The organism is Mycobacterium farcinogenes, from assembly GCF_019739075.1.
GTDB lineage: Bacteria > Actinomycetota > Actinomycetes > Mycobacteriales > Mycobacteriaceae > Mycobacterium > Mycobacterium senegalense.
On sequence record NZ_CP081673.1, the window covers coordinates 1,671,160 to 1,691,336 of the forward strand.

Annotated in this window: 19 protein-coding genes; 8 read left to right on the forward strand and 11 right to left on the reverse strand. The window is 65.7% G+C overall.

What is annotated here, in order from left to right:
- Positions 1-42 precede the first annotated feature (42 nt).
- The 3 genes from K6L26_RS07830 to K6L26_RS07840 are packed head-to-tail and all read right to left on the reverse strand — an operon-like array spanning position 43 to position 4,486.
- A complete protein-coding gene (locus tag K6L26_RS07830) occupies positions 43-1,638 on the reverse strand; it encodes an acyl-CoA carboxylase subunit beta (RefSeq protein ID WP_019347854.1) in 1,596 nt (531 codons plus the stop codon).
- The gene (locus K6L26_RS07835; RefSeq protein WP_019347853.1) at positions 1,635-2,783 is read right to left on the reverse strand and encodes an acyl-CoA dehydrogenase family protein; all 1,149 of its coding nucleotides are present in this window, start codon (positions 2,781-2,783) and stop codon (positions 1,635-1,637) included. The genes K6L26_RS07830 and K6L26_RS07835 overlap by 4 nt, the downstream gene beginning before the upstream one ends.
- Positions 2,780-4,486, reverse strand: coding sequence for an acyclic terpene utilization AtuA family protein (locus tag K6L26_RS07840; RefSeq protein WP_221852888.1), 1,707 nt, complete (start codon positions 4,484-4,486; stop codon positions 2,780-2,782). Before K6L26_RS07840 ends, K6L26_RS07835 begins: the two co-directional genes overlap by 4 nt.
- Positions 4,487-4,753: 267 nt before the next feature.
- Between K6L26_RS07840 and rpmF the strand changes: the two genes are divergently transcribed.
- From rpmF to K6L26_RS07875, 7 genes are all read left to right on the forward strand, one after another.
- Complete coding sequence (gene rpmF, locus K6L26_RS07845) at positions 4,754-4,927, forward strand: 50S ribosomal protein L32 (protein WP_003885704.1); 174 nt, start codon at positions 4,754-4,756, stop codon at positions 4,925-4,927.
- A 143-nt stretch (positions 4,928-5,070) separates the two neighbouring features.
- Positions 5,071-5,757: a response regulator transcription factor gene (locus K6L26_RS07850; protein ID WP_043370307.1), complete on the forward strand. Its 687-nt coding sequence runs from the start codon at positions 5,071-5,073 to the stop codon at positions 5,755-5,757.
- Between the two features lie 4 nt (positions 5,758-5,761).
- Positions 5,762-7,234, forward strand: a complete 1,473-nt coding sequence (locus tag K6L26_RS07855) for a HAMP domain-containing sensor histidine kinase (protein WP_019347849.1) — start codon at positions 5,762-5,764, stop codon at positions 7,232-7,234.
- 203 nt (positions 7,235-7,437) lie between these two features.
- Positions 7,438-8,799: a S1C family serine protease gene (locus tag K6L26_RS07860; RefSeq protein ID WP_019347848.1), complete on the forward strand. Its 1,362-nt coding sequence runs from the start codon at positions 7,438-7,440 to the stop codon at positions 8,797-8,799.
- A gap of 23 nt (positions 8,800-8,822) precedes the next feature.
- Positions 8,823-9,374, forward strand: a complete 552-nt coding sequence (locus K6L26_RS07865; protein ID WP_036393029.1) for a MogA/MoaB family molybdenum cofactor biosynthesis protein — start codon at positions 8,823-8,825, stop codon at positions 9,372-9,374.
- Between the two features lie 147 nt (positions 9,375-9,521).
- A complete protein-coding gene (locus tag K6L26_RS07870) occupies positions 9,522-9,680 on the forward strand; it encodes a hypothetical protein (protein WP_085980495.1) in 159 nt (52 codons plus the stop codon).
- A gap of 386 nt (positions 9,681-10,066) precedes the next feature.
- A complete protein-coding gene (locus K6L26_RS07875; protein WP_221852889.1) occupies positions 10,067-10,714 on the forward strand; it encodes a porin MspA in 648 nt (215 codons plus the stop codon).
- Between the two features lie 66 nt (positions 10,715-10,780).
- Here K6L26_RS07875 and mscL read toward each other — a convergent pair whose 3' ends face one another.
- The 3 genes from mscL to K6L26_RS07890 all read right to left on the reverse strand — a co-directional run bounded on the left by mscL (position 10,781) and on the right by K6L26_RS07890 (position 12,445).
- Entirely contained in the window at positions 10,781-11,248 is a 468-nt protein-coding gene (gene mscL / locus K6L26_RS07880; RefSeq protein ID WP_019344970.1) for a large-conductance mechanosensitive channel protein MscL, read from the reverse strand.
- A gap of 135 nt (positions 11,249-11,383) precedes the next feature.
- On the reverse strand, positions 11,384-12,043 hold the full coding sequence (locus K6L26_RS07885) for an SAF domain-containing protein (protein ID WP_221852890.1): 660 nt from the start codon (positions 12,041-12,043) through the stop codon (positions 11,384-11,386).
- A 69-nt stretch (positions 12,044-12,112) separates the two neighbouring features.
- Positions 12,113-12,445, reverse strand: a complete 333-nt coding sequence (locus K6L26_RS07890; protein ID WP_076214482.1) for an FmdB family zinc ribbon protein — start codon at positions 12,443-12,445, stop codon at positions 12,113-12,115.
- Positions 12,446-12,574: 129 nt separating this feature from the next.
- Here K6L26_RS07890 and K6L26_RS07895 point away from each other — a divergent pair, with 129 nt between their 5' ends.
- Positions 12,575-13,252 (forward strand): HNH endonuclease family protein, encoded by a 678-nt coding sequence (locus K6L26_RS07895; protein WP_245008702.1) that lies wholly within the window; start codon positions 12,575-12,577, stop codon positions 13,250-13,252.
- On the opposite strand, the gene K6L26_RS07900 is transcribed toward K6L26_RS07895, so the two are convergent.
- The 5 genes from K6L26_RS07900 to K6L26_RS07920 form a co-directional block, all read right to left on the reverse strand.
- Positions 13,249-14,631, reverse strand: a complete 1,383-nt coding sequence (locus tag K6L26_RS07900; RefSeq protein ID WP_221852891.1) for a hypothetical protein — start codon at positions 14,629-14,631, stop codon at positions 13,249-13,251. The two genes, K6L26_RS07895 and K6L26_RS07900, sit on opposite strands and share 4 nt — an antisense overlap.
- 345 nt (positions 14,632-14,976) lie before the next feature.
- Positions 14,977-16,047, reverse strand: coding sequence for a MarR family winged helix-turn-helix transcriptional regulator (locus K6L26_RS07905; RefSeq protein ID WP_081282857.1), 1,071 nt, complete (start codon positions 16,045-16,047; stop codon positions 14,977-14,979).
- Positions 16,048-16,098: 51 nt separating this feature from the next.
- Entirely contained in the window at positions 16,099-16,986 is an 888-nt protein-coding gene (locus K6L26_RS07910) for a universal stress protein (RefSeq protein WP_221852892.1), read from the reverse strand.
- Positions 16,983-18,815, reverse strand: a complete 1,833-nt coding sequence (locus K6L26_RS07915) for an amino acid permease (protein WP_047040931.1) — start codon at positions 18,813-18,815, stop codon at positions 16,983-16,985. Before K6L26_RS07915 ends, K6L26_RS07910 begins: the two co-directional genes overlap by 4 nt.
- 126 nt (positions 18,816-18,941) lie before the next feature.
- On the reverse strand, positions 18,942-20,171 hold the full coding sequence (locus tag K6L26_RS07920) for a PucR family transcriptional regulator (protein ID WP_047040929.1): 1,230 nt from the start codon (positions 20,169-20,171) through the stop codon (positions 18,942-18,944).
- Positions 20,172-20,177 lie beyond the last annotated feature (6 nt).

Sequence of the window (20,177 nt, forward strand, 5' to 3'; positions counted from 1 at the left end):
CGCACACAAGCTCAGTTTCGACGCGGACGGTAATCATGGCGCTCACATCCTGAAGACGCCGAAGTTCGACGTCCCCTCGATCGGTGCATTCGCAATGGCGGACAAGCACATTCCCAGCACGGTTCGGGTGTCGCGGGGGTCGATCACGCCGTCGTCGTACAAGCGGCCGGACAGGAACGTCGGCAGCGACTCGGCTTCGATCTGGGCCTCGACGGCAGCCCGCAGTGCCGCGTCGGCGGCCTCGTCGACCTGCTGACCGCGGGCTTCCGCGGCGGCGCGGCTGACGATCGAGAGTACCCCGGCGAGCTGGGTGCCACCCATCACCGCGGACTTCGATGACGGCCAGGCGAACAGGAAGCGCGGGTCATAGGCCCGCCCGCACATGCCGTAGTGGCCCGCCCCGTAGGAGGCGCCGAGCAGCAGGGAGATGTGCGGCACCGTCGAATTGGACACCGCGTTGATCATCATCGAGCCGTGCTTGATCATGCCGCCCTCTTCGTACTGCTTACCCACCATGTAGCCGGTGGTGTTGTGCAGGAACAGAAGTGGAGTGTCGGACCGGTTGGCCAGCTGGATGAACTGGGTGGCCTTCTGCGATTCCTCGGAGAACAGCACGCCGCGGGCATTGGCCAGGATGCCGACCGGGTAGCCGTACAGCGTGGCCCACCCCGTCACCAATGACGACCCGTACAGCGGCTTGAACTCGTCGAAATCCGAGCCGTCGACGATGCGGGCGATCACATCGCGCGGGTCGAACGGGATGCGCAGATCGGCGGGAACGATGCCGATGAGCTCCTCCGGGTCGTAGTGCGGCTCGACCACCGGTGCCGGTACCGGACCCTTCTTGCGCCAGTTCAGCCGGGCCACGATGCGCCGCCCGATCCGGATGGCGTCGAGTTCGTCATTGGCCAGATAATCGCCGAGACCCGAAGTGCGGGAGTGCATCTCGGCTCCACCCAGCGACTCGTCGTCGGACTCTTCGCCGGTGGCCATCTTGACCAGCGGCGGTCCGGCCAGGAACACCTTGGAGCGCTCCTTGATCATCACCACGTGATCGGACATGCCCGGGATGTAGGCGCCACCGGCGGTGGAATTGCCGAACACCAGGGAGATCGTCGGGATACCCGCCGCCGACAACCTTGTCAGGTCGCGGAACATCTGCCCGCCCGGAATGAAGATCTCCTTCTGCGTGGGCAGATCGGCGCCACCGGACTCGACCAGCGAGATCACCGGCAGCCGGTTCTCCATGGCGATCTGATTGGCGCGCAGGATCTTCTTGAGCGTCCAGGGATTACTCGTGCCGCCCTTGACCGTCGGATCGTTCGCGACGATCAGGCACTCGACACCTTCGACGGCGCCGATGCCGCAGACCACGCTGGCGCCGACGGTGAAGTCACTGCCCCAGGCGGCCAACGGGCTCAATTCGAGGAACGGTGAATCCGGGTCGACCAGCAACTCGACCCGCTCACGCGCGGTGAGCTTGCCGCGGCCGTGATGGCGGTCCACATATTTGGGGCCACCACCGGCCAGCGCCTTGGCGTGTTCGGCTTCGAGTTCGGCGAGCTTGGCCGCCATCACCTCGGCAGCCTCGGTGAACGCGGGGGAGCCGGGATCGATGGCGGACTTGAGAGCGGTCATGACTGGAACCCCAATGTCTTTGCGGCCAGCGAGGTCAGGATCTCGGTGGTGCCGCCGCCGATGCCCAGGATGCGCATGTCACGGTACTGACGTTCGACCTCGGATTCGGCCATATAGCCCATCCCGCCGAACAACTGCACCGCCTGGTTGGCCACCCACTCGCCGGTCTCCACCGCCGTGTTCTTGGCGAAGCACACCTCGGTGATCAGATTCTGTTCCCCGGCAAGCTGGCGCTCGACGACGTGACGGGTGTACACCCGGGCCACGTCGATCCGGCGGGCCATCTCCGCCAGCGTGTTCTGCACCGACTGACGGGAGATCAGTGGCTTGCCGAAGGTTTCGCGGTTGCGGCACCACTCGACGGTCAGATCCAGACAACGCTGGGCGCTGGCGTACGCCTGCACGGCAAGGCCCACCCGCTCGGAGACGAAGGCCGCGGCGATCTGGAAGAAGCCCGAGTTCTCCGCGCCGATCAGGTTCGCGACGGGCACCCGCACATCGGTATAGGACAGCTCGGCGGTATCGCTTGAGCGCCAACCCATCTTGTCGAGCTTGCGGCTCACCTCGAACCCGGGCGTGCCTTTGTCCACCACGATGAGTGAGACACCCGCCGCGCCCGGGCCGCCGGTGCGCGACGCGGTGACGACGTAGTCGGCACGCACACCGGAGGTGATGTAGGTCTTGGCGCCGTTGAGGATGTAGTCATCCCCGTCGCGGGTCGCCTTGGTGGTGAGATGTCCGACATCGGAGCCGCCGCCCGGTTCGGTGATGGCCAGCGAACCGATCTTCTCGCCGCGCAGCGTGGGCTTCACGTACGTCTCGATCAGCCGCTCGTCGCCGGAGGCGATCATGTGCGGCACCGCTATGCCGCAGGTGAACAGTGAGGCGAACACGCCGCCGGGTGCTCCGGCGTAATGCATTTCCTCGCAGATGATCACCGCGTCGGCACCGTCTCCGCCGCCACCGCCGGCCGACTCGGGGAAGTTGGCCCCGAGCAGTCCGGCCTCGCCGGCCTTGCGGTGTAGTTCGCGCGGCAGTTCGCCGGTCCGCTCCCACTCGGCGGCGTGCGGCAGCACCTCGCGTTCGGCGAAACTGCGCACCGTCTTGCGCAATGCCTCACGTTCGGGCGAAGTCCAGATGCTCACTTGATGAGTTCCTCCGGGATATCGAGATGACGGCTGCGCAACCATTCGCCCAGCCCCTTGGCCTGCGGATCGAATCGGGCTTGATAGGCCACGCCCTGGCCGAGAATGCCTTCGATCACAAAGTTCACGGCCCGCAGATTCGGCAGCAGATGCCGGGTGACCGGCAGTTCTGCTGTCTCGGGCAGCAATTCACGCAACTTGTCGACGGTCAGCGTGTGGGCCAGCCACCGCCACTGCGCGTCGGTGCGTACCCACACGCCGACGTTGGCCGACCCGCCCTTGTCGCCGCTGCGGGCCCCGGCGATGGTGCCCAGCGGGGCGCGCCGGGTGGCACCGGCAGGCAGCGGCTCGGGCAGCTCAGGATCGGAGACCGGTGCCAACGCCAGAGTTTCGGCGGCCGGTGCGATACCGACCCGCGTGCCATCGGCATGCACGGCGATGTGTGGCACTTCGGCCGCGTCGACGTAGCCGGGGACGAACACGCCGTAGATCTGGCCGTCGCCGGGCGGTGCGGTGGTGGTGAATCCGGGATAGCTCGCCAACGCGAGTTCCACACCCGCCGAGGAGAACTGGCGGCCCACCAGGTTGGGATCCGGATCGCGGACCACGCAGTGCAGCAGCGCGCTGGCGGCCTCTTCGGTGTCTGCGTCGGGATGATCGGTGCGGGCCAGCGTCCACTCCAGTTCGGCCGGACGGGTTTTCAGGCCGGCCTCCAATTGACTGCGCACCAGCTGGGCCTTGGCCTCGATGTCCAGTCCGGTCAGTACGAACGTGGCGGCATTGCGGAAGCCGCCGATGCTGTTGCACGACACCTTCAGCGTCGGGGGCGGAGCTTCACCCGTCACCCCGGAGATGCGGACGCGGTCGGGGCCGTCCTGGCTCAGCTGCAGCGAGTCCACCCGCAGCGTCACGTCGGGATTGGCGTAGCGAGCCCCGGTGATCTCGTAGAGCAGCTGTGCGGTCACCGTGCCGACGCTGACCTGTCCGCCGGTGCCGGCGTGTTTGGTGATCACCGAGGAGCCGTCGGCGGAGATCTCGGCGATGGGGAACCCGGGGTAGAAAGCGCCGGGAATCGCTGGAATTTCAGCGAAGAAGGAGTAGTTGCCACCGGTGGCCTGGGTCCCGCACTCGATCACGTGCCCGGCGGCCACGGCTCCGGCCAGCGCGTCGTAATCGGTGGTCTGCCACCCGAAGTGTGCGGCCGCCGGCCCGACGATCACCGACGCGTCCGTCACCCGGCCGGTGACCACGACGTCGGCGCCGGAGTTGAGGCAGTCGACGATGCCCCACGCGCCCAGGTAGGCGTTGGCGGCCAGGGGTGTGCCCAGCCCGAGTTCGGCGGCCCGCCCCACCAGGTCGTCACCCTCGACATGGGCGACGTTGACGTCGAGGCCCAGACGCTCGGCCAGCTCACGGACTGCGGTGGCCAGCGCTGCCGGGTTCAGACCGCCGGCGTTGGCCACGATCTTCACGCCCTTGTCGAGCGCAAGACCCAGCGACTCTTCCAATTGGCGCAGGAAGGTTTTGGCGTAGCCGCGGTCAGGGTTCTTGGCGCGGTCGCGTGCCAGGATGAGCATGGTGAGCTCGGCCAGGTAGTCGCCGGTCAGATAGTCCAGCTCGCCGCCGGTGAGCATCTCCCGCATCGCCGAGAGCCGGTCGCCGTAGAAGCCGGAACAGTTGCCGATACGGACTACAGGTGGCACATGAACTCCCGTCAACGCTGAAAGGGACCAACCAACCGGTAGGTTAGCGGGTACCGTCGGTACCGCGTCAAGGGGTGGTCCGGTGCCGGCGGATGCCCCGAGTGTGACGCAGACGTCGTCTGGCGGGGCGTGCAGCGACGTCTGCGTCGCGTTCGGCGCAGGAATTCTCCTCGTTTTGGATCCGACGCAGGTCAACCGTTACTCTGTAGGGCAGTCGTCTGCCGCTGCGATGCGCGCGGCAACCCCCAAAGCAAGGAGATGCACGTCATGGCTGTGCCCAAGCGCAGAATGTCGCGCGCGAACACCCGTAGCCGGCGCGCGCAGTGGAAGGCCGAGGCCACCGGTCTCGTCGGCGTCAATGTCGCCGGTCAGCAGCACAAGGTGCCGCGCCGTCTGCTCAAGGCCGCCCGTCTCGGCCTGGTCGACCTCGACAAGCGCTAGAACCGCAACACTTCCAAAGAGCGCTACCCCGAGTGGTAGCGCTCTTTGTCGTGCTCAGGGTTGGTCAGGCCCGCAAAAAACGCTCGGCGAATTTGCGGCGCGCCTCTCAGCCCTCTCTCAGATAGCGGGTTGAAACTGTGCCTGTGCGCATACTTGTCGTTGACGACGATCGCGCTGTGCGCGAATCCCTGCGCCGGTCGCTTTCCTTCAATGGTTATTCCGTCGAGCTCGCCCAGGATGGGGTCGAAGCTCTTGAAGCGATTGCCAATGACCGGCCTGATGCTGTGGTGCTGGACGTGATGATGCCGCGGCTGGATGGCTTGGAGGTCTGCCGGCAGCTCCGCAGCACCGGTGACGATCTGCCGATCCTGGTGTTGACGGCTCGCGACTCGGTCTCCGAGCGGGTCGCCGGACTGGACGCCGGTGCGGACGACTACCTGCCCAAGCCGTTTGCGCTCGAGGAGCTCCTGGCGCGGATGCGCGCGTTGCTGCGCCGCACCGTCAGTGACGACGGCGCCGACTCCCAGAAGATGTCGTTCACCGACCTGACGCTCGACCCGGTGACCCGTGAGGTGACCCGCGGCCAGCGTCAGATCAGCCTCACCCGCACCGAGTTCTCGCTGCTGGAAATGCTGATCGCCAACCCGCGGCGGGTGCTCACCCGTAGCCGCATCCTCGAAGAGGTGTGGGGATTCGATTTCCCGACCTCCGGCAACGCACTCGAGGTGTACATCGGCTACCTCCGCCGCAAGACCGAGGCCGACGGCGAGCCCCGGCTGATCCACACCGTGCGCGGCGTCGGTTACGTGCTGCGCGAAACACCTCCCTGATTTGATGGCGCTCAACGCGAACACCTGGCGAACAGCCAATCTCCGAAACACCAGCTCACTGTCGTTGCGCTGGCGCGTGATGATGCTGGCGATGTCGATGGTCGCCATGGTGGTCGTCCTGATGGCCGTCGCCGTCTACGCCGTCGTCTCCCGCGCCCTGTACGACGATCTCGACAACCAGCTGCACAGCCGGGCCCGGTTGCTCATCGAGAGCGGATCGCTGGCCGCTGACCCTGGCAAGGCCATCGAGGGGACCGCGTACTCGGACGTCAACGCCATGCTGGTGATCCCGGGCCGGTCCATCTACACGGCCAATCAGCAGGGCCAGATGCTGCCGCTGGGCAAGGCGGAGAAAGACGTCATCTCCGGTGAGCTGCTGATGTCGCTGCGCACCGCCAACCACCAGCGGGTGCTCGCGGTGCACCTGGCCAACGGCAGTTCCCTGTTGATCTCGAAGAGCCTGGCACCCACTGTCCAAGTGCTCAGACGGCTGGGCACGGTGCTGCTCATCGTCGGCGGCGTCGGGGTGGCGGTGGCCGCCATGGCCGGCGGTGCGGTGGCGCGAGCCGGGCTCAGACCGGTGGGCAGACTCACCGAAGCCGCAGAGCGGGTGGCCCGCACCGACGATCTGCGGCCCATCCCGGTGGTCGGCAGCGACGAGCTGGCGCGGCTCACCGAGGCGTTCAACATGATGCTGCGAGCGCTGGCTGAATCGAGGGAACGCCAATCCCGGCTGGTGTCCGACGCCGGGCACGAGCTGAGGACGCCACTGACCTCGCTGCGCACCAACGTCGAGCTGCTGATGGCCTCGCAGGCGCCCGGGGCGCCGCCGCTGCCCAAGGACGAGATGGATGGGCTGCAGGCCGACGTGATCGCCCAGATCGAGGAGCTGTCCACCCTGGTCGGCGACCTTGTCGACCTCACCCGCGACGATGCCGGTGACATCACGCCGGAGCCCGTCGACATGTCGGAGGTCATCGACCGCAGCCTGGAACGGGTCCGCCGCCGCCGCAACGACATCGAATTCGACGTCGACGTCACCGGGTGGCAGGTGTTCGGAGACGCGCCCGGCCTGGGTCGCGCTGTGCTCAACCTGCTCGACAACGCCGCCAAGTGGAGTCCGGCCGGCGGACGCGTCGGTGTGAGATTGCATCAAGTCGATCCCACCCACGCCGAACTGGTGGTCGCTGACCACGGGCCCGGCATCCCGCCACAGGAGCGGGCGTTGGTGTTCGAACGCTTCTACCGGTCGGATGCGGCGAGGGCGATGCCGGGTTCCGGCCTCGGATTGGCTATCGTCCAGCAGGTGGTGCTCAAACACGGTGGGGCACTGCGGATTGACGAGACCGTGCCGGGCGGCACGCCACCGGGAGCCTCGTTCCACATGGTGCTGCCAGGGCAGCCGATCCCCACCGGCGCAGCGACACACATGACTCGAGCCGATGGTGGGTACACCGTCGGCTCGGAGAAAAGGTGAGACAGTTAAGTCGGTCGGGGGACTGGTGATCGGTGGGTCAGGGATCTCTAAGTGGATTCTCAGCCCATCTGGGCAACTTGAGTGGCGACAAGATCGTTTGACGAATTGAACGATTCGACAGACACGAGGGTTGGACAAACGGGTCGGACCGGGCCTGCGTTACTGGCCGGTGGACCTTTTACAAGAGAAGAGCACGCAGCACGATGACGAACCACCCGAGGTACCCCCACCAGCCGGAGCAGCACTCCGGCGGCGTTGCCCCCGGATACGCCGGTGCGCGTCCAGACCCCTACCAGTCGCAGCCCTACGACTGGCGATACGCGCGTCAGCAGCAGCACCCCACGCATCAGACGCAGCAGCACCCGGTTCAGCAGCAGCAGGCCTACCGCGCGCCGTATGACCCGTACCGCGTTTCGGCCAGCCCGCAGCCGATCCCACCCAAGAAACGTTCCAAGGCCGGCCTGCTCGCCGGGGCAATCGCGGTGGCCGTGGTGTCCGCAGGCGTCGGCGGCGGTGTCGCCACCCTGGTGCACGACGACCACCCGCGTCTGGGCACCCAGGGGCTCGGTGCCGCACCGACCGTCCCCGCGGCCGCACTGCCCCCGGGCTCGGTGGAACAGGTGGCGGCCAAGGTGGTGCCGAGCGTGGTCAAGCTCGAGACGGATCTGGGGCGTGCTTCCGAGGAGGGCTCGGGCATCATCCTCACCGCGGACGGCCTGATCCTGACCAACAACCACGTCGTGCAGGCGGCCAAGCCGGGCACCCCCGCTGCGTCGCCCTTGCCGGGCGCGGCGCCGGTAGGCGCCCAGACCAAGGTGACGTTCTCCGACGGAACCACCAAGCCGTTCACCGTCGTCGGCACCGATCCCAGCAGTGACATCGCTGTCGTGCGGGCGCAGGATGTCTCGGGTCTGACCCCGATCACCCTCGGGTCGTCGGCCAACCTTCGGGTGGGCCAAGACGTCGTCGCGATCGGGTCGCCGCTCGGTCTGGAAGGCACCGTCACCACCGGCATCATCAGCGCGCTGAACCGGCCGGTCGCGGCCGGCGGCGACACCCGCAATCAGAACACTGTGCTCGACGCCATCCAGACCGACGCCGCCATCAATCCGGGTAACTCCGGTGGCGCGCTGGTCAACATGAACGGCGAGCTGGTAGGCATCAACTCGGCGATCGCCACGATGGGCGGAGATTCGCCGCAGGCGCAGAGCGGTTCGATCGGGCTGGGCTTCGCGATCCCGGTCGATCAGGCCAAGCGCATCGCCGACGAGCTGATCCAGAACGGGACGGCGTCGCATGCCTCACTGGGCGTGCAGGTGGCCAACGACAAGGCCAGCGACGGCGCCAAGATCGTCGAGGTCACCAACGGCGGGGCCGCTGCGGCGGCCGGTCTGCCCAGTGGCGTCACGGTCACCAAGGTCGATGACCGGGTGATCGGCAGCGCCGACGCCCTCGTGGCCGCGGTGCGGTCCAAGGCCCCTGGTGACAAGGTCACGCTGACCTTCCTGGATCAGGGCGGCAAACCACAGACGGTCGAAGTCACGCTTGGAAGGGCGGAACAGTGAGCACGGTGATCGGATCCGACAACATGGCCACCCTCCGTCTGGCTACACCGTTGTCTGCCGCCGGATATACGGTTGCAGGCATGGAACAACCAGGGGAGTTGGTGGGCCGGGCGCTCGTCGTCGTCGTGGACGATCGCACCGCACATGGCGAAGAAGACCACAGCGGTCCGTTGGTCACGGAATTGTTGGGGGAGGCCGGCTTCGTCGTCGACGGAGTTGTGGTCGTGGCCGCGGACGAGGTTGAGATCCGCAACGCGCTGAACACCGCGGTGATCGGTGGCGTCGATCTGGTGGTCTCGGTCGGCGGGACGGGGGTGACCCCGCGCGATGTGACGCCGGAGGCAACGCTCGACATCCTCGACCGGGAGCTGCTGGGCATCGCCGAGGCGCTGCGCGCGTCGGGCCTTTCGGCCGGGATTCCCGATGCGGGCCTGTCACGTGGCCTGTGCGGGGTCTCGGGCAGCACGTTGGTGGTCAACATCGCAGGGTCGCGTGCCGCGGTGCGCGACGGGATGGCCACCCTCGGCCCCCTGGCCGCCCAAGTCATCGGCCAGCTATCAAGTCTGGAGATCTGATCTCGAAACGAAACGGCGGCCAACCGGCCGCCGTTTTTGTTTCTGGGCGAGTTCAGGCGGGGCGGCTGTTCTGGTTAAGAGCAGGTTAACGCTCGTCGTAGCGCCGACTAGGATGAGTTGTGATCTTCATCACAAAGGGAATGGATGATGCCGGAAGCGAACAAACCCTCGCGCCACGCAGTTAACAAGATTTTCGGTGACGCCATCCCGGATATCGCGCCCGACGAACGCGACACGGCTTCGCCGGACGACGACGCCGACCGCGACCGCTGGTTGCGGAACAACATTCCGCCACATCACCAATGAATAGGTGAGGGGCCTGTGGCGGTGAGAAACCTCCCGCTTCGGCAGTGTTCTGTACCTCAGTTTGTTATCAAGGCGAACGGCATCCCGGCATTGCCCTGCGGCCCAATTCGCAGCGCCATCATGTCGGGTGCAGGCTCCCAGCTTCTTCCCAGCAAACATTCACCCGTTGACGGTATGCAGCCCCGTCGATATGTGCTTGCGTTGCCGCCCCGGTGGGCTGCCGTTATGTTCCTCGTGTCAACGATGAGCATTACGTAAGAGCAACGTGTGGGGTTTCTAATCCGCGTCACATGTAGGTCTTGCGGGGCGATACGGTCTGCGGGGGCCGGGAAGCCGACCACAAACGGTGTGCCTCCGGGAACGCCGGCGATATAGCTAGGGAGAACATGAAGGCATTCAGTCGAGTGCTGGTCGCGTTGGTGACCGCAATGGCCGGGATCTTTGCGGGCCTGTTCATAGGCACCGGTACTTCTCATGCGGGTCTGGACAATGAACTGAGCCTGGTCGATGGTCAGGATCGGACGCTGACCGTTCAGCAGTGGGACACCTTCCTCAACGGTGTGTTCCCGTTGGACCGCAACCGGCTGACCCGTGAGTGGTTCCATTCCGGTCGGGCCAAGTACGTGGTCGCCGGCCCGGGCGCCGAGGAGTTCGAGGGCACGCTGGAGCTGGGTTACCAGATCGGCTTCCCCTGGTCGCTGGGTGTGGGGATCAACTTCTCCTACACCACCCCGAACATCCTGATCGACGATGGTGACATCACCGGCCCGCCGTTCGGTCTGGAGTCGGTGATCACCCCGAACCTGTTCCCGGGTGTGTCGATCAGTGCGGATCTGGGCAACGGCCCGGGTATCCAGGAGGTGGCGACCTTCTCGGTGGACGTCAAGGGTGCGGCCGGCGGTGTGGCGGTGTCCAACGCGCACGGCACGGTGACTGGTGCGGCCGGTGGTGTGTTGCTGCGTCCGTTCGCCCGGCTGATCGCCTCGACCGGTGACAGCGTCACCACCTACGGCGAGCCCTGGAACATGAACTGATCTAGGTCTACAAAAAGCAGCCCCTGGAAAATCCAGGGGCTGCTTTTTTATGTACGCGAGGAGCCGTCACGAGCGATCGGCACTGGTGTGCTTGGCGGTGTCCGGGCTGGGGCCGGTGCCGGGACCGGTCACGTGCTTACCGGTGTCGACGCTGCCGTTCTCGGCCAGTAGATCGCGGATCTCGGTCAGGATGCTGAGCTCGGTGTCCTGGGCCTGTTCGACCTCGCCGCGCTCACGCAGCTTCTTGTACGGCAGAACGATGACGAAGTAGATCACGGCGGCGACGATCAGGAAGTTGATGAACGCCGACAGCACAGCGTTGAAGTCGACGAACTGCTCGGGATCGCCGCCCAGCGAGATCTTGAGGATGCCGTATTCGCGGTCGCCGCCGGCGCCGACGCGATCGACCAGCGGCTGGATCACCTTCTCTGTGAATGACGTGACCAAGCCGGTGAAGGCGGCGCCGATAACCACAGCAACCGCGAGATCGATGACGTTGCCGCGAGAAAGAAACTCTTTGAAGCCCTTCAACATGCTGCGGACCCTTCCTGCAGTGTGGTGTGTTGGGTGGGACAAGCAAACAGTAACCGAGTTGGCCGAACGGCTGGGGGATGTTGGTCAACAACTTGACGGAACGTCAATTGCCTTGTTGGACAGGAGAATCCCGCATCAGTGAATCGTCAGCGTGACGGCCTGGACCAGGCTGACCGCCGCGACCTCATTTGCTGCCCGCGCAGGTAACGCCACCAGGGCCACGCGCTCGGTGCCCACTCCCGCCCCGCGGGCCTTCTCCGAGACCAGCACCACCACTGCCCCGGAGGCCACCACGACCGGCCGGGCCTGCTGCTTGTCGTCCTGCTCGCCCGTCACCGTCAGCACGTCGACCACATCGCCGGGACGGATCAGATCGAGCAGTGCGGTGTCGCTGAGTTTGACCGGCACGATCCGCGCGTCCGGGCCCGCCGCCGATTCGGCCAGCCGCGACCCCAGCAACCGGACATCGGTGAGGACCTCGCCGCGGCGCACCGGCGCGGTCAGCGTCGCACCGATCACCGGGGTGAGATCACGCTGGGCGCCGTCGGGCAGGGTGTCCGTGCTGCGGCGGTCGAGGTGCACGTCCACAGCGGTCAATGCGACGCCGGGGGACAGGTCGTGGCTCGCGACCGCGATCTCGGCGTAATCGCCGTGGGGGTCGGAGCGCAAGGCTGCGATGGCCGCCAATATGACCAGCCCGGCGGCGGCTGCGCGACGGGCCGCGACCGTGCGGGTCCAATCGGGCCGCGCAGCCGTCAGCCGACGCCAAGCTGGCGCATTGAGAGATTCGGCCATGGCGCAACGGTAAGTGCGCGACGGCCGGGTGAGAACGGCGTCTTCGCCGCCCTGTGGATAACTTCCGGGCTAGCTCGATGCGGCCGCGGCGGGGGCGGCGCTGGAGCTGCTCGACGAGCTGCTCGACGAAGAGGAAGTGCTTGACGAAGACGAGTCGGACGACGAGCTCGACGACGAGCTGTCCGAGCTCTTGGCGGACGAGCCGTTCGATGAGCTCTTGCCCGACTCGCGGTTGTCGGTGCGGTAGAAGCCGCTGCCCTTGAACACCACTCCGACGGACCCAAAGAGCTTCCGCAGCTTGCCGGAGCACTTGGGGCAGGTGGTCAGCGCGTCGTCGCTGAAGGCCTGCACCGCATCGAACCGATTGCCGCACTCAGTGCATGCGTAGGAATAGGTAGGCACGAAAACCCTCCGAGTTGGTCAAACTTGTTAGCACTCTACCGGCTCAAGTGCTAGAACCGCTACGTGGGCCATGTCATTCCCGCGGGCCGCCGGCGCCGGCGCACCGGAAGGTTAGCGGTAGTGGTCCTGGTGGCGATAGTCCTGGCGGTGGCGGCCGTGCTCGTGGTGGCCCGTACGCGGGAACGCGGTTCGGTGTCCCAGCCGTCAGCTCAGCCTCCGGTGCCGTCGCAGCGCACTCCCGGCTTCGATCACGCCCGCATGCTGTTGGCGGGGTTGCCGGTCAAAGGCTGGGACCGCCACACCGACTACGTCCGGTTCCGCTTCGGCGAGGCTTGGAGCGACGACGTCAACGTCGAGTTCGGCCACAACGGCTGCAACACCCGCGACGACATCCTGCGCCGCGACCTGGCCCAGCTGACCGTCCGGCCCGGTACCTGCTACGCCGCCACCGGCCTGTTGCACGACCCCTACACCGGTGTCGAGATCCCGTTCACCCGTGGGCCCGATACCTCCGGCGCGGTGCAAATCGACCACCTGGTGTCGTTGTCCGATGCCTGGTACAAGGGCGCGCGTGCCTGGGACCCGCAGCGGCGCATGGACTTCGCCAACGATCCGCGCAATCTGATCGCGGTGGCCGCGCAACCCAACTTCGACAAGGCCTTTCGCGACGCGGCCAGCTGGTTGCCGCCCAATCTGGCGTTCCGGTGTGAGTTCGTGGCCCGTCAGGTCGAGGTGAAAACCGTCTACCAGCTTTGGGTCTCGGCGAAAGAGAAGCACGCCATGGAGACGGTGTTGGGTAACTGCTAGGCACGGCGCCGGTGCCGCGCTCTAAACCTAGGATTCCTGCTCAATAGTGACTGGAATCCTCGGTTTAAGCGAAGGTGGCCCTCGCCAGGCTGGGCGAGGGCCACCTTGCGTGAGCGGATCAGTCGTCGCTGTCGGTGCCTGCTTTGTCCGATGCGCTTGCGCTGCTGGCGTTCCCGCCTGCCGTCTTTTTCTTGCCGGCCTTGGCGATGTTGTCGCTGACCTTCTTGACGGACTTCTCGATGCCGGTGCTCAGCTTCTTGATGCGCTCGTCTACTTTGTCGGCGGCGTTTCGCAGCGAGGTCTTCACGCGCTGCGCGGAGGGGGCTTTGGCGGTCTCGTCCTCGACCTTGTTGGCTACCGAAAGATCGGTGGCGCCAGTAGAACCGACGACCAGTGGGTAAGGTGTCCCCCTTGTCCGGCTCAGCGGCACCGGTGGCTGCAGTGTCCGGTGCGGGCGAGGGCGCAAGATCGATCGCCGGGCCGCCGACTGTTGGAAGCTCAGGTGTGCTGGGCCCCGAGATTGCCAGGGGAGCGCCCGTGGCGGCCGCCGTGGTGGGCGGGATGACCAACTTGTCGGCGATCCGCCTCGGCAGTTTGATGAGCATGTTCAGCACGGCTCCGCCTGTAATGAGCGTGCCGGCACTGCCGCGCCTCTCAAAATCGATCAGGCCGCCCCGGTCGTTGAGCAGAGCGGTGGCAAGTTCGGCGGGGGCGTTGGCGATCGCGGCCATTGCGGTCGGAATATCGCCGGCCTCGAAGGCGTCCACCGATCCTTGCATCGAGCTGGCTAGTGACCTGATCGTGTCGTTGATCAAGGTGATGGGCAGCCCCACTGGAGTCGACAGAGTGGTTATCTGGAAAATCTCGTCTACCACGGCATGGATGTGGTCGTTGACCGTCTGAGGAATGGTGAGCATCGACATCATCGGGGTAAGCTGGAAAATCACCTGGCCGAGTGCGCTGGTGAACGTTTTTGCCGCAAGTTCGATGTTGCCCGCGGACAGTTCTCCGGCAGCTTTCTGGATCGCCGGCCCCATGATTGTATTGGCCCAGTTCTGCAGATTCATTGCGCCGGCTTGAAAGCCGGATGCCAATATATCGGCGTAGGTTTGGACGTTCTTGAACACCTCGGTGGCGATAGGAAGCGGCCGATCCATGTAGTAATCGGCAAGCTCGTTCAAGTTGGCAGCCGAAGCTTCGATGACCTGACCCCAACGGGTCAAGGGATCGACAGCTGCCGAAAGCTGCACCGCAGCGGTCGAAACTGGCGTCGTCGCCGATGTGGTGACCGGTGGGGGCGCGAGAGGTGACAGAGCGATGGCGCTCGCCCCCACGAGCGCTATGCCAGCCGTGGTGAATGGCTGTAACGAGAGCTGCATAGATTTCCTTTGCTGTGAGATGGCCACACTGACGAGCGATGAAATTAACTGAGAAAAACCTGAATGAGGAGGCCTATTCGTGATCATCGACCGAGAAAGATGACCTCTGCATGCGCTGGGTTATTTGTACAATCCGCAACCATGCTGGAAGGGGGCGGCAGTTTACCTTTATGGCAAATGTCGCAAATCGGTTGAACTACTCGATCGGAAATTTTTCAGTTGGAAAATGAAACACGTTCATGAGGGACCAACCCGGCTGCGGCGTAGGCCTGGAAATTGGTTGGCCCGTAGCGGGGGTGGGTGGAAACGGCGGCTTATCGGTAGGTCGATTATCGGCCGTCACGCCTACTGGCGTAAGGTGTCAGAAGTCCAATTGCGTTGGGCTTCAACGTTATTCGATGGCGTAGTAATCCGACGGCAGGCGTCGCCCAGCGCGATCATCTGCTGGCGCGACATCGGGTCGAGGTAATGCTTGCGAATCTCCTTGGCATAGTGGAACAGCGCGAGCTCCAGGCGGGCAAGCGCGGCGTCGGTGACGGTGGCGAGCACCACTCGTCGGTCGGTGGGGCTCAGCACACGGCCGGCCAGGCCGTGCGTCTCCAGACGGTCGATCTGCTGGGTCACCCGGCTGGGTGCCAGGTCGAACGCGTGGGCCAGGTCTGTCATGCGCACCGCGCCGGCTTCGGATTTGGACAGCATGTCGAGCAGGAAAACATCGACCAAGTTGAGATTCAGCGTCTTGGTCAGGGTGCGGTTGAGCCGGGTCACCAGTCCGGTGCTGGACTCGAAGAACGCTCGCCAGCAACGTGTCTCGCCGTCATCGAGCCCTGGCAGACGGCATGCGGTTAGTTTCGCGGCCCGCTCGGTTGTGTGGGTGTTCAGTCCGTGGGAGATCCGCCGGCAGTTCACCTCAATCGCGGCCAGCTGTGTGCGCGACAGCGAGCCGACCAAGTCCCGCTTCACGCATTCTGCGTAGGTCGCGATGGCGTGACTTGCGGTCTCATTTCCCCGGCCGGTGATGGTGGCCAATACTGACCGCCGATCCTGGGTGCATCGCTCGCGGCGTACCAGTAGGCGTTTCTCCAGCCCCTGGACTCGTTTGGTCAGGTGGCCGGGCAGTGCGCCGGTGGCGGCCGCCAGGTCGCCCATGCGGACGAAGGCACCGTCGGATTTCCGGAGTGCGTCGAGCACGCGCAGATCGAGGACCGATAGCTGGTGTGCGTTGGCGAGTCGCCGATTTGTCTCCGTTTCGAACCGAAGTGCGGCCTCCAGGTAGTTCTGCCAGGACCGCTGTTCGGCGAGATCGAGCCCCGGCAGGTCGCTTGGGGTGCGGCGACGGTGATGCGGCATGGCGAGATAGTAGAAGCGCACATGCCGATATGCATTCAAATCAAACAGGCCGCTGCGCTGGCACATTCTCTGCCTGGGGAAACGGCGATAAGCGTTTCAAGATGCAAATACAGGCGCCTAGCCCCGCTGGTATCGCGGCGCGATCATCACCGGCACCGGCGACCGGCGCAGGATCTTGCCGGCCGCCGAACCGAGGAACACCTGAGCGCTCGGGGCGGCCGCTCCGGAGCCGAGCACCAGCATGTCTCCGGCTTCCCATCCGATGCTCTGTACCGCGGCATTCCAGTCATGGCCGGCGCCGACCACCACATCGACATCGGGAACGGTGATCTGGTCACGAATAGTGTTGAGCTGCTTGGTGATCTCGGCGATCGTCCGCCGCGACCACTGTTGCACCACCAACTCCTCGGCCGAGGTTTCGATGGTGCCGGCGAAGGCTGCGGTGTTGCGGACGGTGAACGAGACGATGCGCAGCCGGGCTTTCCACGATTCCGCCATCTGCGCGGTGGCCGGGATGAGCCCGTTGACGTCGGCTTCGCCCCCGTAGGCCGCGGTGAGCCGACGGATCCGCCCATCGGTCTGGGCGTAGCCGCGCGGGGCGAAGGCCACCGGCACCCGGGCGGTGTGCACCAGGCGCTCGGTCACGCTGCCCAGGGTGACCCGGCCGATCATCCCCGACGACGACGAGCCGACCGTTACCAACGTCACTCGGTGGGCGTCTGCGAGCTCGATCAAACCGGTTGGTATCGAGGTGGATTCGTGAACCACGGAGGTCACGTCCAGGTCGACGGGCAGCGCCGCAACGGCGCGCTGCAACGCCTGCGTGGCCTGCGCCCGGACGTAGGCCAGGTACTCGCTCTCCACCGGGTCGTCGCGCGGTGGCCATGACCGCTCCACGACGGCCGCGGCGATCACCTGCTCGCCGGTGGTCCGGGCGAGCTGGACGGCCAGATTCAGCGGTGCACTGCTGTGCCGGCTGGCGCTGAACGCGGCCAGGATCGTCACGACGCGTGCTCCTGGGTACGCACTCGTGACACCACATGCGTCACCGGAATCTGATAGTCAGCACGGGCCCGGTCGACGACATCGAACCGGTGCCACACCGATTCCTCCGGCGGCAGCGTCGAAATCACGATCTGATCGGGCCGGAACGTCTCGACGGCATGGGCCAGGGCACGCAGCGGCCGGTAGTCACCCAGCTCGCCGTCGGCCTGCAACTGCTCGGAACGCAGGGTTTCCAGCGTCTGGTCGAGGCGCTGTTGCGCAGCTCGGGCGGTGGCTTCGGAGATGTCGAGCGGACCGTGGGTGGCGGCCACCCCGGTGTCGATCGGGCTGGCGGGCACCACCACCTGATAGACGGTGTCGCGGTCCGCGCCGATTCGGCGCAGCTCGTCGAGCAGTTCGGCGGATTCCACCGTCTGATTGGCCAGCACCAGCACGCGGTGCGGCGGTGCGGATCCGGCCGCCGCAGTGACCTCGGGCGGTTCGGGACGGTGCCCGATGAACCAGCGGTTGGCCAGGAACAGGATGATCACCACGGCCCACGACAACAGACTCATGGTCAGTGCTTTCCGGTTGTCGCCGCCCTGCACGAACATCTGCACCAGGATCGCGAAGATGGCTGCCGCAGTGAGGATGGACAGCACCGGGAACAGCCACATCTTCACTTTGAGCGTTCCGGCCGGCGCCCGGTACCGCAGCACGATCTGCGAGATCGCGATCAGCAGGTAGACGAACAGGATCACCGCGCCGCTGGAATCCAGCAGGAACTTGAAGATGAAGTCCGGCGAGAACGCCGATGCGATCACGCCGAGGAAGCCGATCACCGACGACGCGAGGATCGCGGCGGCCGGCACCCCGCGCCGGGTGACCGAGACCAGTTGCGGCGGCGCCTCACGCCGGGCGGCCAAGACGAACAGCATTCGAGACGCGGTGTACATGCCCGAGTTCAAGCAACTCAGGACCGCCGTGAGCACCACGGCATTCATGATGTGGTCGGCGTAGGGGATGCCGATCTCGGTGAACGCCGACACGAACGGAGATGCGGCAACCTGTTCGCTGTTCCACGGCAGGATGGTCACGAGAAGGAATGCCGAGCCGACGAAGAACACCGCGATGCGCAGGATCACCGAGTTGGCGGCTTTCGCGACGGCACGTTCCGGATCCGCCGACTCGGCGGCGGCGATGGTGGCGATCTCGGCGCCGACCATCGAGAAGATCACCGTCACCACACCGACGGTGACGGCCGTTGAGCCCAGCGGGAAGAAGCCGCCGTTGGCCCACAGGTTCGAGAAGTCCATCTCCTTGTGCGGCCACAATCCGATGACATAGAGCGAACCCAGGCCGATGAATGCCAGGATCGCGGCCACCTTGATACCGGCGAACCAGTACTCGAACTCGCCGAATGACGACACCGAGAAAAGGTTGGTCGCGGTCATCGCGATCAACAGGATCAGGGCCGTCAACCAGATGGGGACGTCGACCCAGTAGCGGATGATCTTGGCGCCGGCGATGGCTTCGAAGCCGACCACGATCACCCAGAAGTACCAATACAGCCAGCCCACCGAGAAGCCCGCCCAGTTGCCCATCGCGTTGCGCGAATAGTCGGCGAACGACCCGGTCGACGGATTGGCGACGGCCATTTCTGCGAGCATGCGCATCACCATGATGATCAGCACGCCAGCGAGCGCATAGGTGATGAAGACGCCCGGACCGGTCTTGCCGATCACCACCCCGGAACCCACGAAAAGTCCGGCGCCGATGACGCCGCCGATCGCGATCATCCGCAGTTGGCGCTGACTGAGCGCCTTTTTCAATCCGGGTGTTTCGCCCATGTGCGTTACCCACTCCTCTTTGCTATGTGACTCAGCTCACAAGCGGCCAGAAGAGAACGCTATGCCTGGCGAACGGTCGACGCAGCAGAAATCGGGCCGAAACTGTAGGAAACTCAGCCGGCTCCTTCAGACAGTTGTCGAACCCGGGCGATACAGCCCGGCCAGGCGCGCCAGCCGCAAGCCCAGCATCAGGTCGAAACGAGTTTCACCGTCACTGAGATCGCCACCGACGGCTTCGGTGAGTCTCTCCAACCGGTAGTACAGCGTCGACCGGTGCAGAAACATCTCCTCGGCGGTGCGCCGCACGTCACCTCCGTTGGCCAGGTAGGTCTCCAGCGTGCGCAGCAGGTCGTCGCGGCCCTGCTCGATCAGACCGACGATTCCCGGGTGGACCAGCTCGACAAGCCGGTTCGCGCCGTAGGCCCGGCCCAGCACTGCCAAGGTGCGCCACGACCCGAGGGCAGACCAGTCGGAGACCTGGCCGCCGCCGGCGCCGATCTCGGCGAGACTCAGTGCCAGGCTTGCCTGTCGAAACCCAAGGGCGGCTTGGGTTATCGGCAGGGCAGCGCCGGAGCTGCCGATCGCCGGGCGGCTTCCGTAACTGGCCCGCACCGCCTCGGCCACGGTGTCGGCGGTCGTCGCGGAGTCGGCCTCGGAAGGTGCCACCGCCACGATGGTGGTCGGCGATCCGGCCAGCGTGTACCAGCGGCGGCTCCGGTCCGTGGCCGTCAGCCGTAATCGCAGCGCCAGGCTGCGATCCGCCGGATCGTGCGCGCCGTCGGGCTCGAACCGGAAAACCTGCACGACGTCGTGCGGCTCGGCCATGCCGCGGGTGTGCAGTTCGGCGACCACCGCTGGGGCCTGTTCGGGATCTTCGGTGGCGATGAGCCGCATCAACAGGCGCTGTGCAGCGGACTCATCGGCGCGCAGCGCGGCGTTGCGGCGGTCGAGGATGTCCAACAGGGCGGCACCGGCCTGCTCGGCCAGCTGCTCGCCACCCTCGGGCAGAGCGCCGTCGGGAACGATGATCCACAGATAGCCGAACCGTTCGGACGCCGACCGCACCGGCACGCAGAACCGGGGCATCAGGTTGTGTTGCGGAAACGCCGGGATCCACAGCGCCGAATCGGCCGTGCCGATGCCGAAATCGAACAGCGCCGCCTTGACCTCCGCGCGCGTCTCGCGTTGCAGCACACTGTGGACCCGTACATCGTCGAGCTCCCCGAGCTGACGGCTGTGCGTCAGCGGCGTCAGGTCCTCGTCGTCCAGCAGCACAGCCCGATGCAGGGCTCGGGCCAGGTCGTCGACGATCACCTGCATGCGGACGCTGAAGTCAGCACTCACCGGATCGGACACTCGACG